Source organism: Deinococcus sp. JMULE3, from assembly GCF_013337115.1.
Lineage (GTDB): Bacteria > Deinococcota > Deinococci > Deinococcales > Deinococcaceae > Deinococcus.
The window spans coordinates 1,053,996-1,069,929 of sequence record NZ_SGWE01000004.1 but is presented as its reverse complement, the minus strand read 5'-3'; the positions used below and the strand labels follow the sequence as shown (position 1 = coordinate 1,069,929).

At 69.5% G+C, this 15,934-nt stretch carries 18 protein-coding genes and 1 pseudogene; 10 read left to right on the top strand and 9 right to left on the bottom strand.

Annotated features, from left to right (window positions below; all coding sequences use genetic code 11):
• Window positions 1-8: 8 nt before the first annotated feature.
• Genes EXW95_RS08070 through EXW95_RS08060 form a run of 3 tightly spaced genes read left to right on the top strand, consistent with a single transcriptional unit; the run spans window position 9 to window position 2,087 of the window.
• Window positions 9-251, top strand: coding sequence for a hypothetical protein (locus tag EXW95_RS08070; RefSeq protein ID WP_254605554.1), 243 nt, complete (start codon window positions 9-11; stop codon window positions 249-251).
• The gene (locus tag EXW95_RS08065; RefSeq protein WP_174367014.1) at window positions 248-829 is read left to right on the top strand and encodes a metalloregulator ArsR/SmtB family transcription factor; all 582 of its coding nucleotides are present in this window, start codon (window positions 248-250) and stop codon (window positions 827-829) included. The genes EXW95_RS08070 and EXW95_RS08065 overlap by 4 nt, the downstream gene beginning before the upstream one ends.
• A gap of 10 nt (window positions 830-839) precedes the next feature.
• Window positions 840-2,087, top strand: a complete 1,248-nt coding sequence (locus tag EXW95_RS08060) for an aminopeptidase (RefSeq protein ID WP_174367013.1) — start codon at window positions 840-842, stop codon at window positions 2,085-2,087.
• Window positions 2,088-2,148: 61 nt separating this feature from the next.
• Here EXW95_RS08060 and EXW95_RS08055 read toward each other — a convergent pair whose 3' ends face one another.
• The 6 genes from EXW95_RS08055 to EXW95_RS08030 all read right to left on the bottom strand — a co-directional run bounded on the left by EXW95_RS08055 (window position 2,149) and on the right by EXW95_RS08030 (window position 7,101).
• Window positions 2,149-3,066 carry a ferritin-like domain-containing protein gene (locus EXW95_RS08055; RefSeq protein WP_174367012.1) on the bottom strand — a complete coding sequence of 306 codons (918 nt, stop codon included), beginning with the start codon at window positions 3,064-3,066 and terminating at the stop codon, window positions 2,149-2,151.
• Between the two features lie 167 nt (window positions 3,067-3,233).
• On the bottom strand, window positions 3,234-3,824 hold the full coding sequence (locus EXW95_RS08050; protein WP_174367011.1) for a MerR family transcriptional regulator: 591 nt from the start codon (window positions 3,822-3,824) through the stop codon (window positions 3,234-3,236).
• Window positions 3,821-4,006: a hypothetical protein gene (locus EXW95_RS08045; protein WP_174367010.1), complete on the bottom strand. Its 186-nt coding sequence runs from the start codon at window positions 4,004-4,006 to the stop codon at window positions 3,821-3,823. The genes EXW95_RS08050 and EXW95_RS08045 overlap by 4 nt, the downstream gene beginning before the upstream one ends.
• A 184-nt stretch (window positions 4,007-4,190) precedes the next feature.
• A complete protein-coding gene (locus EXW95_RS08040; protein ID WP_174367009.1) occupies window positions 4,191-4,541 on the bottom strand; it encodes a hypothetical protein in 351 nt (116 codons plus the stop codon).
• 236 nt (window positions 4,542-4,777) lie between these two features.
• Complete coding sequence (locus EXW95_RS08035) at window positions 4,778-5,770, bottom strand: malate dehydrogenase (RefSeq protein WP_058977918.1); 993 nt, start codon at window positions 5,768-5,770, stop codon at window positions 4,778-4,780.
• Between the two features lie 509 nt (window positions 5,771-6,279).
• A complete protein-coding gene (locus EXW95_RS08030) occupies window positions 6,280-7,101 on the bottom strand; it encodes an enoyl-CoA hydratase/isomerase family protein (protein WP_174367008.1) in 822 nt (273 codons plus the stop codon).
• Window positions 7,102-7,247: 146 nt separating this feature from the next.
• Between EXW95_RS08030 and EXW95_RS08025 the strand changes: the two genes are divergently transcribed.
• Window positions 7,248-7,898 carry a CAP domain-containing protein gene (locus EXW95_RS08025; protein ID WP_174367007.1) on the top strand — a complete coding sequence of 217 codons (651 nt, stop codon included), beginning with the start codon at window positions 7,248-7,250 and terminating at the stop codon, window positions 7,896-7,898.
• Window positions 7,899-7,966: 68 nt separating this feature from the next.
• On the opposite strand, the gene wrbA is transcribed toward EXW95_RS08025, so the two are convergent.
• The 3 genes from wrbA to EXW95_RS08010 form a co-directional block, all read right to left on the bottom strand.
• On the bottom strand, window positions 7,967-8,575 hold the full coding sequence (gene wrbA, locus EXW95_RS08020; RefSeq protein ID WP_174367006.1) for an NAD(P)H:quinone oxidoreductase: 609 nt from the start codon (window positions 8,573-8,575) through the stop codon (window positions 7,967-7,969).
• A gap of 132 nt (window positions 8,576-8,707) precedes the next feature.
• A complete protein-coding gene (gene glpX / locus EXW95_RS08015) occupies window positions 8,708-9,721 on the bottom strand; it encodes a class II fructose-bisphosphatase (RefSeq protein ID WP_119673827.1) in 1,014 nt (337 codons plus the stop codon).
• 88 nt (window positions 9,722-9,809) lie between these two features.
• On the bottom strand, window positions 9,810-10,013 hold the full coding sequence (locus tag EXW95_RS08010) for a hypothetical protein (protein WP_174366175.1): 204 nt from the start codon (window positions 10,011-10,013) through the stop codon (window positions 9,810-9,812).
• Between the two features lie 8 nt (window positions 10,014-10,021).
• Between EXW95_RS08010 and pgm the strand changes: the two are divergent.
• The 6 genes and pseudogenes from pgm to EXW95_RS07980 all read left to right on the top strand — a co-directional run bounded on the left by pgm (window position 10,022) and on the right by EXW95_RS07980 (window position 15,932).
• Window positions 10,022-11,670: pseudogene (gene pgm / locus EXW95_RS08005) on the top strand (phosphoglucomutase (alpha-D-glucose-1,6-bisphosphate-dependent)).
• 349 nt (window positions 11,671-12,019) lie between these two features.
• Complete coding sequence (locus EXW95_RS08000; protein WP_174367005.1) at window positions 12,020-12,829, top strand: MHYT domain-containing protein; 810 nt, start codon at window positions 12,020-12,022, stop codon at window positions 12,827-12,829.
• 83 nt (window positions 12,830-12,912) lie between these two features.
• Window positions 12,913-13,275, top strand: a complete 363-nt coding sequence (locus EXW95_RS07995; RefSeq protein ID WP_174367004.1) for a PleD family two-component system response regulator — start codon at window positions 12,913-12,915, stop codon at window positions 13,273-13,275.
• Entirely contained in the window at window positions 13,275-13,655 is a 381-nt protein-coding gene (locus EXW95_RS07990; RefSeq protein ID WP_174367003.1) for a chemotaxis protein CheW, read from the top strand. Before EXW95_RS07995 ends, EXW95_RS07990 begins: the two co-directional genes overlap by 1 nt.
• A 61-nt stretch (window positions 13,656-13,716) precedes the next feature.
• Window positions 13,717-14,202 (top strand): hypothetical protein, encoded by a 486-nt coding sequence (locus EXW95_RS07985; protein WP_174367002.1) that lies wholly within the window; start codon window positions 13,717-13,719, stop codon window positions 14,200-14,202.
• Window positions 14,203-14,231: 29 nt separating this feature from the next.
• Window positions 14,232-15,932, top strand: coding sequence for a methyl-accepting chemotaxis protein (locus EXW95_RS07980; RefSeq protein WP_371810176.1), 1,701 nt, complete (start codon window positions 14,232-14,234; stop codon window positions 15,930-15,932).
• The last annotated feature ends 2 nt before the right edge of the window (window positions 15,933-15,934 follow it).

Here is a 15,934-nt window from a genome sequence, read left to right as displayed (position 1 = left end):
GGATCGAAATGACCGAAGCCGCCGACCCCACCCCACAGGGCCGCATGACCGCCCTGTACCACCGCCTCGTGACGGGCATCCGCACGAACGCCGAACGCGACCTGCGCCTCGCCCGCGCCGCCGGGAACGCCGCCGATCAGGCCCGCGCGCAGGCCCGCCTCGACACGCTGGAGACCGCGCTGGGCATCTACGAGGGCGCCCGCCGCGCCGCGCACGGCACGCCCCCCTGGCCGCGCGAACCCCGCCCATGAGCGCCGACCTCACCGCCCGCGCTGGCCTGTTCCGCGCGCTGTCCCACCCCGCGCGCCTCAGCCTCCTGCGCCTCGTCTGGACGCGCGAGGCCAGCGGCGACGAACTCGCCCGCCTGATGAACCTGGCGCCCGCCACCGTCAGCCACCACCTCGCGCAGCTCACCGAGGCCGGACTGATCCTCACCCGCCAGGACGGCCACCACCGCCTGCACCGCGCGCACGCGGCCGCGCTGGACCTGAACCTCGCGGACGTCGTGCGCGGCGCCGCCCCCGCCCCCACCCCCGACGACCCCTACCGCGACCGCGTGCTGCGCGCCTTTCTCAAGGGCGGTCGCCTGACCACCCTGCCCGCCCAGCGCAAGAAGAAGGACGTCATCCTGCACGAACTCGTCACCCTGTTCGAGCACGGCCGCCACTACCCGGAAGCCGAGGTGAACGCCGTCCTGCTCGACGTGTACGCCGACGTGTCCACCCTGCGCCGCGAGATGATCGGTCTGGGCGTCCTGAACCGCGAACGGGGCGTGTACTGGCGGCCTGAGCCGGACACCGCCCCCTCGTCCCAGGGGGACGCCCGCTAGAGTGGCAGGCATGACCTCAAGTGATTTTCAGACGCGACTGGCGCGCTACGCCGAACTGCTCGTCCGGACCGGCGTGAACCTCCCGCAGGGTGGCCGGGTGCGGATCAGCGCGCTCGTCGAGGCGACCGAACTGGTGCGGCTGGTGGCGCGCGCCGCTTACCGCGCCGGAGCGCAGGACGTGCGCGTCACGTACCTGGACCCGCACCTGAACCTCGCGCTGTACGAGGACGGCACCGACGACGCCGTGCAGTACCTGCCCGCGTGGTTCGCGCAGGAGGCCGAGGCGATGGTCGCGGACGGGTACGCGGCCATCGGGATCATCGGTGAGGACCCGTCCCTCCTGGCAGGCGTGGACGCGGGGCGCATCGCGTCGCGCAGCAAGGCCACCGCGCAGGCCATGCGCCGGGTCAGCGAGGCGAGCGGCAGCTTCCGCGTGAACTGGACGGTCGGCGCGATGGCCACCCCCGCCTGGGCCGCCCGCGTGTACCCGGACCTGCCGCAGGAGGAGGCCGTGGCCCGCCTGTGGGACGACATCTTCACCGTCACCCGCGCCGATCAGCCCGACCCGGTCGCCGCGTGGGACGCGCACCTGACCCGCCTGGAGCGCCTGACCACCCACCTGAACGGCAGGCAGTACGCCGCCGTGCACCTGCGCAGCGACCTGGGCACCGACCTGACCGTGGGCCTCGCCCGGAACCACGTGTGGCAGGGCGGCGCGGAAACCGCGCAGAACGGCGTGCGTGGCGTGCCGAACCTCCCCACCGACGAGGTGTTCACCGCCCCGCACCGGGACCGCGTGGACGGCGTGGCGGTCGCCAGCAAACCCCTGAGTGCGCGCGGACAGCTGATCGAGGGCATCCGCATGCGCTTCGAGGGAGGCCGCGCCGTCGAGGTCAGCGCCACGCGCGGCGAGGACACCCTGAAAGCCCTGATCGCCACCGACGACGGCGCCGCCCGCCTGGGCGAGGTGGCCCTGGTGCCCGCCAGCGCGCCCGTCGCGCAGACCGGCACGCTGTTCCTGAACACCCTGTTCGACGAGAACGCCGCGTCACACATCGCGCTGGGACGCTGCTACCCCACGAACGTGCAGGGCGGCACCGACCCCGCCACGCTGAAGGACGCCGGGGGCAACGACGACAGCCTGATCCACGTGGACTGGATGATCGGTACGCCCGCCACCGACGTGGACGGCATCACCCATGACGGTACCCGCGAACCGCTCATGCGCGCGGGTGAATGGGTCATCGAGGGGCTGTAAAGAGCAGAAAGAAAGGGGGGAGGGGAGCCGGTCACGGCCACCCTCCCCCTGCTGGTTGGGTTTACAGCGCGAGGATCGAGGCGAAGTTCCCGCTGAGACCGTCGGGGTAGAAGCCGCCCTTCGTGGCGCCGACGGACAGGAACACGATGTTCCCCACCTGACGGGGCGTGCGGCTGTACGCGATGCCGTTCGCGTCGGCCAGGACGATGTTCGCCTTGCCGCCCTCGACGATGCCCTGGTCCATGTCGCTGGCGCCGTCCACGCTGTCACGCAGGTTGCTGATCGCTTGCACGACGTCACTGACCTTCAGGGTGGAGGTCACGTCCGTGTTGCGCTGCTGGTACAGCAGGGTGCGGATCATGCCCGAGTGGTACGCCTCGACGGCCAGGATGCCCGCCGCGTTCTCCAGGTTGCCGCCCGGCTTCGTGTCGCTCAGCAGGCGCGCCGCGCCCTTGTACGCGCTGACGCCCACGTCCTCGAAGATGAACGCGCCGTGCAGGAAGAACAGGTCGTTCGCGAACGGGTTGAAGTTGTCGATCGCCCCGCCCGACGCGGCCTTGCCCGCCGCGACGAACGCCGGACCCAGGTCCAGGGTGGGCTGCGCGACGGCGCCCGCACCCAGGACCTTGCGGATGATCTTCACGTGGTTCAGTTCGTCCGTCGCGACCTCTTCGGCGTAGGCGCGCACCTCGGCGGAGGCGAACGGCACGCCGTTCCCGTTCTTGCCGGTGAAGCCCGCGGGCAGGATCACCTTGCTGCTGTCACCGCCCGCGGCGTCCAGTTCCTGCAGGCGACCCACGGCCGCGAGGTAGAACGCCGCTTCCAGGTACTCCAGGTTCAGCGCGAAGTTGAAGATCGTGGCGTCCAGGTTCGGTTTGGGGGTGGCGCTCATGGCGGGCGTGCACCCGGCGAGCAGACCAGTGGCGGTGACGGCCCCGGCGGCCCCCAGGAACTTACGGCGATTCATGGCGTTGGACATGCTGATCCCTCCAGAAGGTGAAAGAAGCGGTTCGGACACGAGGACACCCCTGCCGGATCAGGCGGATTCCTGCCCCGGACCTGCGGATCGTGTCGCTCTGAACAGTCCTATGCACCCCGCCGGAAACCGGATCACTTCTGCACACGACGGTGAAGATCAGGTGAACATCAGGTGGGCGGCGTGGCCGATCCGGACTGCCCGAACGCGTTCTCCTGCACCAGCCGTTCCAGCGCCCGGGCCCGCTCCAGCTGCTGCCCCAGCGCCGCGTGCCGGTCCTCCAGCGACCGGATCGCGCCGCCCAGCCGCGCCAGAACGTCCGCCTTCAGGACCGGGAGGGACGCCGGGTCCGGCACCTCGCGCTGCACCGAGAACATCGTGCCGCCCTGCGCCACCAGCCCCAGCAGACCCTGCGCGTCCAGGAACGCCCGCGTGTCCTCCAGCGTCAGCCCCACCGCCTGCCACTGCTGCACGCCCCGCAACTCGATCACGTTGTGCAGCAGGAACCGGAACTTCCCGTTCACCCGCATGGGATGCAGCAGGTCCTCGCGCAGCAGGTGCCGCACCGTCGTCGCGGGCAACCCCATCAACGCCGCGAACCGCCCGATGCCCACGCCCCGCTCCTCGAAGAGGGCGTCCAGCACCTCCGGGCCGCCGCACATGGTCGCCACGTCCGCGCGTTGCGCCTCCGGCATGGACGTCATCAACGCCCGGAACTGCCGGACACTCTGCCGGAACGCCGCCTCGGTCAGTTCATTCACGCCAGTCTCCGCACGGTCACCGTCACGTGCCAGCGTGGCAGCGTCCAGCGCCCACTCAGCAGGTGGTTCAGGCGACTCAGACGGGCCGCGCGGGCCGCCTCACGGCACTCGGTCAGCCGGTCGGAGAAGGGAGCAGCGTCGGAATAGGCGGTCAGGGCGTCGGTATGCAGCGCATTGAACATGGGGTGGTGCCTCCTGAGCAGAGTTCAGAGGTGGCGAGGGTCTCCCTCGAAACCTCTGAATCGAGCGAAGCGAGTGCCTGAAATGACAGTGGTGGGAAGCGGAGCCCTGGGGCGTGCTGTTCGCTCCAGGGTGCAGCTGGACACCGCTGTGAAAATCAGTGTCGAACGTGCAGTCGACTGCACGTCAAGCGCCCGCCCGCGCCGTCAGGTGGTAGCCCGCCCACTCCCGCCAGAACGCCCCCGCCGCGTCCAGGCACGCGCGTTCCGGCCGCGAAACCTCCGCCGCGTCCGCTCCCGCGTGAACGGCCTGCGCGAACGCCAGCTTCGACCGCAGGAACGCCGCGTGATGCCCCGCCGTCCCCCCGTAGTTCTCGGTCACGCCCGACCAGTCCGGCACCCACGCCGCCCGCAGCCGCCCCGATACCCGCACCTGGACGTCCGCGTGCGGTCCGCGCGGCAGCAGGTGCGTCACGTCCTGCTCCAGCCACCGCACAAAACGCTCCTCCAGTCCCGCCCGCCACGCCGCGTCACTCATACGGACTCCGGTTGAACGGTTTGCCTCAACCGTTCAACCCGAGCGGATGCGAGAAGGAGCGAAGCGGGTTCCGGGCGTGGAGTTGGCAACCCGGTGTGGTTCCGGGTTGTGAACGAAACAGACGGAATCCGTATCACGCCCCGCAGCAGAGCACGCGGTGACCGGGCACGCCGCCGCACCTGCACAGAAGAAGCGGGCGACCCGCAGGCCACCCGCTTCCCCGATTCAGCCTGTGCTTATTTCACGAGGCCGAGTTTGCGCACTTCGTCGCGTTCCTCGGTCAGTTCCTGCGCGGTGGCGTCCATCTTGCCGCGGCTGAAGTCGCTGACGGGGAGGCCCTGCACGATCTCGTACTTGCCGTTCTTGCAGGTCACGGGGAAGCCGTAGATCAGGCCCTCGGGAATGCCGTAGCTGCCGTCGCTGGGGATGCCCATGCTGACCCACTCGCCCTCGGGCGTGCCCAGCGCCCAGTCGCGCATGTGGTCGATCGCGGCGCTCGCGGCGGACGCGGCGCTGCTCAGGCCGCGCGCCTCGATGATCGCCGCGCCACGCTTGGCGACCGTGGAGATGTAGCTGTTCTCGTACCAGTCACGGTCCACCTGATCCAGCGCAGGCTGACCATCCACCGTCGCCTGGCTCAGGTCGGGGTACTGGGTCGAGGAGTGGTTGCCCCAGATGGTCAGGTTCTTGATGCTGCTCACGGGCTTCCCGGTCTTCTCCGCCAGCTGGCTGATCGCGCGGTTGTGATCCAGACGCACCATCGCCGTGAACTGCCCCGCGTCCAGGTCGGGCGCGTTCTGCTGAGCGATCAGCGCGTTCGTGTTCGCGGGGTTCCCCACCACGAGCACCTTCACGTCACGGCTCGCCACGGCGTTCAGCGCCTCACCCTGCGGCTTGAAGATCCCGCCGTTCGCCCCCAGCAGGTCCCCGCGCTCCATGCCCGCCTTACGGGGCATCGCACCGACCAGCAGCGCGTAATCCGCGTCCTTGAACGCCACCATCGGATCGTCGCTCGTCACGATGTCCGCCAGCAGCGGGAACGCGCAGTCACGCAGCTCCATCACGACGCCGTTCAGGGCCTTCAGCGCGGGCGTGATCTCCAGCAGTTGCAGGATGACCGGCTGGTCCTTGCCGAGCATGTCGCCCGACGCGATGCGGAAGAGAAGGCTGTAGCCGATCTGGCCAGCGGCGCCGGTAACGGCAACGCGGACGGGTTGTTTGGTCGTCATGGGTATCCCTCCTGAGGATGGTTTTACGGCTCACGATAACGCGCGGCGGGCTGATTGAGGGAAAAGTTCCCCGGACGGGGACAGGCTCGGTGGCTGGTGGGCGCCTCGCAGCGGGCAGCCCCACCCCCCAGCCCCCATCCCCAGGGGGGACGGGGGGGCTTACGTTGCACTGGGCAAGAGTTTCTTTCGGCGCGGCGGAGTTGCTGCGGGCAGTGACGGGTCCGGCTTCGACGCCAGCCTTCGCCCCCGTCGCAGGCCCGCGCGCTGCGCGCACGACGGCCGAGGGCAGTCAGCGGTCAGCTGTGGTGGGGGACGCTGTGGTCGGCTGATCGACTGTTCTCGCTTCGGCAGAAGCATGTGTCCAAGGCTCCCCTTGACTCGCAGAGCCCGCAGGGAGGGGAGCTGTCGCCGTAGGCGACTGAGGGGTCCTGCGAAGCAGTTGTGTTGTCTTTTCCCGCTGCGCAGCAGTCTTCCTTCCCACTTCCCACAACCCACTCCCCACTTCCCTTTTACAGCGGCGCGTCGTCCGCGAAGTTGGGTGCGCGTTTTTCGCGGAGGCTGCTGAGGCCTTCGCGGACGTCGGGGCCGGTGAAGCCGAGGAATTCGAGGGCGAGGCTGGCGTCGAAGGTGGGTCCGGCCTGTCTGAGCCAGTTGTTGAGGGCGTATTTGGTCCAGCGGGTGGCGGTGGGGCTGCCGCTGGCGAGTTGCCGGGCGACTTTCCAGGCGCGGTCCATGAGTTCGTCGTCGGGGACGGTGAGGCTGACGAGGCCGATGCGTTCGGCTTCGATGCCGCTGACGGGTTCGCCGGTCATGAGGTGGTATTTGGCTTTGTTCAGGCCGCACAGGAGGGGCCAGATGATCGCGGCGTGGTCTCCGGCGGCGACACCCAGGCGGACGTGGCCGTCGAGGAGGCGGGCGGTGTGCGCGGTGATGCTGACGTCGGCGAGGAGGGCGACGGCGAGTCCGGCGCCGACGCAGGGGCCGTGGATGGCGCTGACGATAGGTTTGCTGCAGTTGATGACGTTGTACACGAGGTCGCGGGCTTCTTTCCAGACGCGGGTGAGGGCGGTGAAGTCGCTGCTCATTTCCTCGATCAGGGTGAAGTCCCCGCCGCTGCTGAACCCTCGTCCGTCGCCGCGTACGAGGACGCAGCGGATGCCTGGGGTGTCGTCGATGTCGCGCCACACGCGGGTGAGGGCGCGGTGCGCGTCGGCGTTGACGCTGTTCAGGGTCTTGTCGCTGCGGATGACGACCTCCAGGATGCCGCCGTCGTGCAGCTGGAGGGTCAGGCCGGGGTACGCGCCGGGCGCGGTGAGCTGGGCTGTGGTCATGCGGGCAGGGTAGCGGCTGGGGGTGGTGGGGGCGCGCGGCGGTGTCCGGTGGGGTGGGATGCGGGGTTCATGCGGTGGGGGGGAGTGCGCCCCCGGGGTGGTCAAATCAGGCAGCGGGGCGGGGTGTGGTGTGCCTACGCTGGGGCATGACGCGTGCGTGGTGGGTGGTGGGGCTGGTGTCGGCGGTGCTGGTGGGGTGTGGTGGTGGTGGTGCGCCGGACCCGGAGGCGGAGACAGTCGGGCCGGTGACGGTCACGGTGAAGGACAAGTTCTACGGCGTGGACTTCTCGTATACGACGTCGGCGTCGTTCAGGCCGCTCCGGTCGCCACTGCCGGGCTTCGAGCCGTCCGTGGCGGAGACGGCGATGCTGGCGGCGATCAACGTGGAGCGCGCGCGGGGCGGGTCGTGCGGGGGCGCGCGGTTCCCGGTGGCCCGGCCCCTGGTGTTCGAGGGGCACCTGATGAAGGCGGCGCGGGGGTACGCGCAGGAACTCGCGGACAGTGGCCGGATGGAGGTGCCGCACCGCAGCGTGCGGGACGGGCGGGTGCCGTCGCAGCGGATGGTGGACGCCGGGTACCGGCCGGTGCCGCCTGCGAACGTGGAGTGGGTGTTCGAGGAGAGCCTCGCGGCCGGTGAGGGCTTCACGGACCCTGCCGAGGTGATCGCGGCGTGGAAGGACAGCCCGTCGCACTGCCGGGCGCTGTTCGAGAACATCGGGAACGGCGCGGTGGCGCGGGTGGACGGCGCGGCGGGGACGTACTGGGTGCTGAACATTGCGGGCTGGGAGAACGAGTAGCGTCGCGCGGGAAGGTACAGAGAGGAGGCCCGCACGTCATGTCCGTGCGGGCCTCCTCATGGGAGCCGTCAGCTCTTGAGTTTCGCGGTGACGTCCACGAGGCGCCGGGCCTGGTGGGCGATGGTGGCGCGGTCCTCGGCCGAGAGGGGCTGGCCGCCCGCGGTGACGCTGGCGCCGTAGGGGTTGCCGCCGGACGCGAAGATGGCCGGGTCGGTGTAGCCGGGCGCGACGATGATCGAGCCCCAGTGCATGGCGGTGACGTACAGGGTCTGGAGGGTGGTTTCCTGGCCGCCGTTGGGGTTCTGGGCGCTGGTCATGGCGCTGAAGGTCTTGTTCGCGAGTTTCCCGGTGCCCCACAGGCCACCGAGGGTGTCGATGAACGCGCGGACCTGACTGGCGGCGCCGCCGAAGCGGATGGGGGTGCTGAACAGGTACGCGTCGGCCCATTCCAGGTCCGCGGGTGTGGCGGTGGGGACGTCGGCGCTGCGCTCCTGCTGGGCCTTCCAGGCGTCCTGGGTGTCGATGACGGCCTGGGGGGCGGTTTCGGGGACTTTCAGGACGCGGACCTCAGCCCCAGCGGCGCGGGCGGCCTCGGCGGCGGCTTCGGCCATGGCGTGGTTGGTGCCGTAGGTGGAGTAGTAGACGATGGCCAGTTTGACGGGGCTGGGTGTGGTCATGGGGGGAGCGTAAGCCTGACCGGGCATTCATTCAATATTGAAGTATTTGGATTGCCTTGAGCGAATTCTCATCCGCGAAAGGGGAGGGGCACCCGGCGTAGCGTCACTGCCGGGTGCCCCTCCCGCTAACGGTCAGACGCGGATCGTGACGCGCGCCCCGTCGTCCTCCAGGTGCACCGTATCGATGAAGCGCACCACGCGCGTCGCGTAGCCCATGACCAGCGTGTGCGTGCGCGCCCCGCCGCCGAAACGCCGCACGCCGCTGAGCAGCTCGCCGTACGTGATCCCGGTCGCGCTGAACACCATCTGCTTCCCGGGGGCCAGATCATTGGTCTTGTACACCCTGTTCTCATCCACGCCCATCGCCTTGAAGCGCTCGCGCATGGCGTCGTCCTCCGCGATGAACCGGCCCTGGATCTCCGCGCCCAGGCACTTCATGGCCGCCGCCGACAGGACCCCCTCGGGCGCGCCGCCCGAGCCCATCAGCGCGTGCACGCCCGTGCCACGCACGCCCACCTGCAGGCTGGCGACCACGTCGCCGTCCCCGATCAGTTTCACGCGCGCCCCGGCGGCCCGCACGCGGCGGATCAGGTCCGCGTGCCGCTCGCGGTCCAGGATCGTGATCATCAGGTCGTCCACGTCGCGTTCCAGGCTCTGCGCCAGGACGTTCAGGTTCGCCTCGACCGGCCAGTCCAGGTTCACCTTCCCGGCGGCGGGGGGCGGCACGACCAGCTTGTCCATGTAGCAGTCCGGCGCGTGCATCAGGCCGCCCCGTTCGGACAGGGCGATCACGGCCAGTCCGTTCGGGAGGCCCTTGGCGGTCACGCTGGTGCCCTCGACCGGGTCCACAGCGATGTCCACCTCGTACTGACCCTGCCCGACCTTCTCGCCGATGTACAGCATGGGGGCCTCGTCCATCTCGCCCTCGCCGATCACGACCGTCCCGCGGATATCCAGGCTGTTCAGCAGTTCGCGCATGGCTTCGGTGCCCGCGCCGTCCACGGCGTTCTTGTCGCCCATGCCCATCCAGCGGCTGGCGGCCAGGGCGGCGCCCTCGGTCACCCGGGCCGTTTCCAGGACCAGGGCGTGCTCGAAGTGGTTGGTGTCCACGCGGCTCTCCGCGCCTTGCTTCCGCTTGACCGTCATGCCGTTAACGTAACACGCAGCGTGAAAAAACCACTTCCGGGAGCGGTTCCAGCGCGTGATTGGTGTGTCACTCCGGCGGGGAATCAGGTCAGCGCAGCACGCCGGCCCACACCAGCAGCAACCACAGGACCACCGGGATCGCCAGCGAGCCGACAATCAGCTTCAGCAGCCGCCACCAGTCGTTCAGGAACTCCTTCACGTCCCCAGGGTAGCAGCCGCCCGCCCGCGCGACCGGGTGCGCCTTCACGCTGTCTTGCCCCTGGGCCGCCGCGCCGAGGCGCAGTCCGTACACTGGCGGGTATGACCCTCAGCCCCCTGGCCGGTAAACGCGCGCCGCAGAGCCTGCTGACGAACATCCCCCGACTGGTCGCCCACTACTACGAGACCCGCCCCGACGTGCACGATCCCCTCCAGCGCGTCGCCTTCGGAACCAGCGGGCACCGTGGCACCAGCATCAACGGCAGTTTCAACGAGTCGCACATCCTGGCGGTCACGCAGGCCGTCGCCGAGCACCGCGCCGCCGCCGGGATCACCGGGCCTCTGTTCATGGGCCTGGACACCCACGCGCTGTCCGAACCCGCCTGGATGACCGCGCTGCAGGTCCTCGTCGCGAACGGTGTGCAGGTACGCGCCCAGGCCGGATCGTTCACGCCCACGCCGCTGGTCAGCCACGCGATCCTCGAACACAACCGCCCCGGCCGCGAGGGCAGACCCGACCATGACTGGGCCGACGGGATCGTGATTACGCCCAGTCACAACCCCCCGCAGGACGGCGGCTTCAAGTACAACCCCCCTCCGGCGGTCCGGCCGATACCGACGTGACGGGCGCCGTGCAGGCCCGCGCGAACGCCATCCTGGAGAACGAACTGCGCGACGTGCAGCGCGTCTCGCACGAGGACGCCCTGGCGGGCCTGACGGACTTCGACTTCATCACGCCCTACGTGTCGCAGCTGGGGACGGTCGTGAACCTGGACGCCATCCGCCAGAGCGGCGTGCGGATCGGCGTGGACCCGCTGGGCGGCAGCAGCCTCCCGGTCTGGCAGGCCATCCAGGCGCAGCACGGCCTGAACCTGCAGATCGTGAACGAGGACATCGACCCGCGCTTCGCGTTCATGAGCGTGGACCGCGACGGGAAGATCCGCATGGACTGCTCCAGCCCGTACGCCATGGCAGGCCTGCTGGCCCTGAAGGACGACTTCGACGTGGCGATCGGCAACGACCCGGACGCCGACCGGCACGGCATCGTGACCCGCGCGGGCCTGATGAACCCCAACCACTACCTGGCGGTGATGATCGAGTACCTGTTCAGCCACCGCCCCGGCTGGCGCGCCGACGCCGCGATCGGCAAGACGCTGGTCAGCAGCGCCCTGATCGACCGGGTGGGCGCCGGGATCGGGCGGCGCGTCGTGGAGGTCCCGGTCGGCTTCAAGTACTTCGTCGAGGGCCTGCTGGACGGCTCCTTCGGCTTCGGGGGAGAGGAGAGCGCCGGGGCGAGCTTCCTGCGCCTCGACGGCTCTCCCTGGAGCACCGACAAGGACGGCCTGATCCCCGGCCTGCTCGCCGCCGAGATGACCGCCGTGACCGGCAAGACGCCCAGCGAGCGCTTCGCGGACCTCACCGCGCGCTACGGCGAGACCGCCTACGACCGCCAGGACGCTCCCGCCGACGCCGCACAGAAGAAGATCCTGTCCAGCCTCAGCCCCGAGCAGGTCACCGCCACCACGCTGGGCGGCGACCCCATCACCGCGAAACTCACCCGCGCGCCCGGCAACAGCGCAGGGATCGGCGGGCTGAAGGTCACCACCGATCAGGCGTGGTTCGCCGCGCGGCCCAGCGGCACCGAGGACGTGTACAAGATCTACGCCGAGAGCTTCCGCGGCGAAGGGCACCTCAGGCAGGTCATGACCGAGGCCCGCGACGTCGTCAGCGCGGCCCTGAACGGTCACTGACCACCGTCTCGCCCCTGCAAATGAAGAGCCGCGCAGTGCCAGCAGCCCCCCCTGACGCTGTCTCGCCGCGCACTCCTGCCGCTCCGCCCCTGATCCGGGCGGGGCGGCAACTTCATGCCGTGTCATGAATCTCATGGCATACACTGGACGGCATCCAGCGCAGCGCGGCGACTCCCACCCCGGTGGCCGGAGTCCGCCCTTCCTGCTGCCTGCTCTCATGAGTGCCGATGCGAAAAATTCCGCACCATGACGCAGGAATCAGTAAGTTTTATGTGAGTTCGTATTGCCTATGTTTGGATATCGAAACTCCGGGCACCGACCCTGCCCGCGCCCCACAGGAGGAACACCGATGGAACATGAGATGCTGCACCACAACTGGATGGGTTCATACATCCTCCTCTCGTACGTGATCGCCGTCGCCGCGTCCTACATGTCCCTGGAGCTCGCCGGACGCGCCGGACGCGTCTTCACCAGCGCCGCCAGCCGCTTCTGGCTGATCGCGCAGGCCCTGGTGCTCGGCTACGGCATCTGGGCCATGCACTTCGTTGGCATGATGGCCTTCCAGGTGAACGCCGCCACCAGCCTGAACTACCCCATCACGGTCCTCTCGGGCCTGATCGCCGTGGCCTTCGTGTACCCCGCGCTGCTCGTGCTGCACAGCGGCGCGTTCAACCTGCGCCGACTGGGCATCGCGGGCGCCATCGCGGGCGCCGGGATCGTCGCCATGCACTACAGCGGCATGGCCGCCTACCGCATGCCCGGCACCGAACTGCAGATCAACTTCTTCGCGCTGATCGCCTCGGTCGTCATCGCCGTGGGCGCCAGCATGGCCGCCCTGTTCCTGTTCCACCAGCTCACCAGCGACTGGGCCAAACGCCAGACCAAGACGCAGCTGAACCTCGTCAAGGCCGGCGCCGCCGCCGTCATGGGCGTCGCCATCACCGGCATGCACTACACCGGCATGGCTGCCCTGCAGTACAAGGTCGTGGACGAGATGAAAGTCGGCATTGCCGCCGACGGCATCGACACCACCCTGCTCGCCCTGGTGATCGGCGTCGTGTCCTTCCTGCTGCTGGGCCTGGCCCTCACCAGCGTGCTCATGGACGCCGGACGCGGCGGTGACCTCGACGACCTCGACTTCGGCAGCGCCGCAGACTGACCCCCCCTCACCCCGAACCTCCCGTATCCTCTGCACCCTGCGGCGCGCCCACCTCACCCCGCGCGCCCGGAAAGGAACCCACCATGGCCCGAATCCTGATCGTTGACGACTCCCCCGCCGACCTGAAATTCATGGAAGCCGCCCTGAAAGGCACCCCCCACAGCGTCACCGCGCTGAACGACCCCGCCCAGGTGGAAGCCGTCGCCGACCAGCTGCGCCCCGACCTGCTGCTCGTGGACGTCGTCATGCCCGGCCGCAACGGCTACGAGGTCGTGCGCGGCCTGCGCCGCCAGCCCGGCATGGAAGCCCTGAAGGTCGTGTTCGTGTCCAGCAAGGGCAACGAGACCGACGTGAAATGGGGCCTGCGCCAGGGCGCCGACGACTACATCGTCAAACCCTACACCCCCGAACAGGTGCTCGGCGTCGTCAGCCGACTGATCGGCTGATGCCCGACGCGCTGCTCGTCCGCGTGCAGGACACCCGCCTGGCGCTGCCCCTCTCGGGCGAGCAGACCATCGCGGAGGTCGGCCCCCTCGCCCCCCTCCCGCACGGCGAACCGCTGCTGCGCGGCCTGACCACCCTGCAGGGCCGCGCCGTGCCGCTGCTGGACCTCGCGCCCCTGCTCGGCCACCCGGCCACCACCGCACGTCTGATGGTCCTGACCAGCCTGGAAGGCGAACGCGTCGCGCTGCTCGTCGACGAGGTGTACGGCGTCAGCAGCGTCCCCACCCCACCCCCCGGCTCGTCCCTGCTGCTCGACGTGCCCGGCGGCCCCCTCCTGAACCCGGCCGCCCTGGCCCGCGACCTGCGCGACCACCTCGGCTGACCCCCCCCACCGCCCCCCCCCTTCCCGCCCCTCTCCCCGCTCCCCGTCCGGAGGCTCACCCATGCAAGGAACCGTCCCCGTCAACCGCGCGCAGCGCCGCGCCAACCGCAAGACCAACGCCCAGCGTGTCGGCTGGCTGGGACAGCTGCGCGTGGGTCAGAAACTCTCACTGGCCGCCTTCGCGTTCTCGATCCCGCTGACCGTGCTCGTCAGCAGCCTGCTCGTCACGCAGCAGGGCAACATCAGCTTCACGCAGCGCGAACTGAGCGGTCTGCAGCAGTTCGCGCCCCTGCGCGACATCAACAACAACCTCGCGGGGTTCGTCACCACCGCGCTGCGCGGTGACCAGGCCGGCGCCGAGAAGGCCGCCGCCGGGTGGACCGCGCCATCGACCAGCTCGAGGCGCAGGTCGCCCCCGAATACCGCGAACGCGTCCAGGCGCTGCGCCGCGACTGGAAGACCCTCCCGGACTCCATCGGCACGCAGCCGGACCTCGCCATCCTGCAGACGTACGCGCAGCTGCTCAACACCTACCAGCGCGACCTGAGCGAGGACCTCCTCACCCAGTCCGGCCTGATGCTCGACCCGGTCGCGGAGTCCTTCCACACCATGGAAGCCACCCTGCGCATCCTGCCGCGCCTCTCGGCCGGGATGAACCTCGCCGCGCTGACCACCGAGGCCGGACGCCGTGAAGCCGGTGACGACAGCGCCTACCTGAACGTGCTGCGCGACCTGAACGTCAGCCTGCAGGAAGCCCTGTCGTCCTACAACTCCAGCGTGGACCGCATCATCCGTGCCGACCCCGAGACCGGCAAGGCCATGGGGGAGGTCGCGCAGAAACTCAGTGACGCCGTCACCCCCGCCCTGGCCGACCTGGGCGGCGCCATCGAGGCCGGCAACCTGAACGGCGTCGACCTGCAGGGCATCCAGAACAGCGCGCTGCTGCAGGTCGGGGCCGCGTTCAACACCGGGAACGAACTGCTCGCCAGCCAGCTGCAGCAGCGCGTGCAGGACACCCAGCGTCAGCGTCTGCTGTCCCTGATCGCCATCATCGCGGCGCTGGTCATCGCGTTCACGCTGCTGATCCGCCTGTCGCGCGCCATCGTCAAGCCCCTCTCGGAACTGACCCGCGCCAGCCGCGCCGTGTCCGGCGGGGACCTGAACGTCGTGGTGCCCGTGCAGACCCGCGACGAGCTGGGCTACATGGCCTACACCTTCAACAACGCCACCAGCCAGCTGCGCGTGAACGAGGAGAAGAACGTCGCCGAACGTGACGAGGCCGCCAAACTGCAGAACAACATCGGCTCGTTCCTGGACGTCACCATGGACATCGCGGGCGGCGACCTGACCCGCCGTGGCGTCGTCACCGACGACGTGCTGGGCAACGTCGTGGACTCCATCAACCTGATGGTCGACGAGCTGGGGCAGGTGCTCGGGGAAGTGCAGAAGGCCTCCATGTCCGTGACGGACGCCAGCCGCGACATGCTCTCCACCACCGACCAGATCGTGAAGGGCGCCGACACCACCACCCAGGAAACCCGCCGCGTGGCCGACCAGGTACGCGCCGTGACCGACGGCTTCCGCGAGATGGCCGAGGCCGCCCAGCAGAGCGCCGAATCCGCCCGGCAGGCACTGGAAGCGTCCCAGCAGGGTCGCGAGGCCGTGCTCGGGACGCTGGACGGCATGCAGAACATCCGCCGCGAGGTGCAGGGCGTCGCCCGGCGCATCAAGACCCTCGGGGAACGCTCGCTGGAAATTCAGGAAATCGTCGACACCATCTCCCGCCTGTCCAGCCAGACCAACCTGCTGGCACTGAACGCCTCCATCGAGGCGGCCGGTGCAGGGGCCGCCGGCAGCCGCTTCGCGATCGTCGCAGACGAAGTGCGTAAGCTGGCAGACTCCTCGGCGCAGGCGACCGCGCGCATCGCCAGCCTGATCCGCACGGTGCAGCTGGAAATCACGGAAGTGGTCACCAGCGTGGAAGACAACACCCGCGAGGTGGAACAGGGGTACCGCGTCGCCGCCGTCGCCGGGGAACGCATCGAGCAGCTGGGTAAACTGGCCGCCGAGTCCGCGCAGTTCGCCGAGCGCATCAACACGGCCACCACCGAACAGGTGCGCAGCGTCGAACAGGTGAGCGAGGCCGTCCAGCAGATCGGACAGGTCGCCGAGAGCTCCAACGAGAGCGTCGAGCAGGGCCGCGCCGCCGCCCGCCGCCTGCAGCACCTCGCGCAGAACCTGCTGCAGAGCCTCTCGCGCTTCAAGATTCCCAGCTGAGT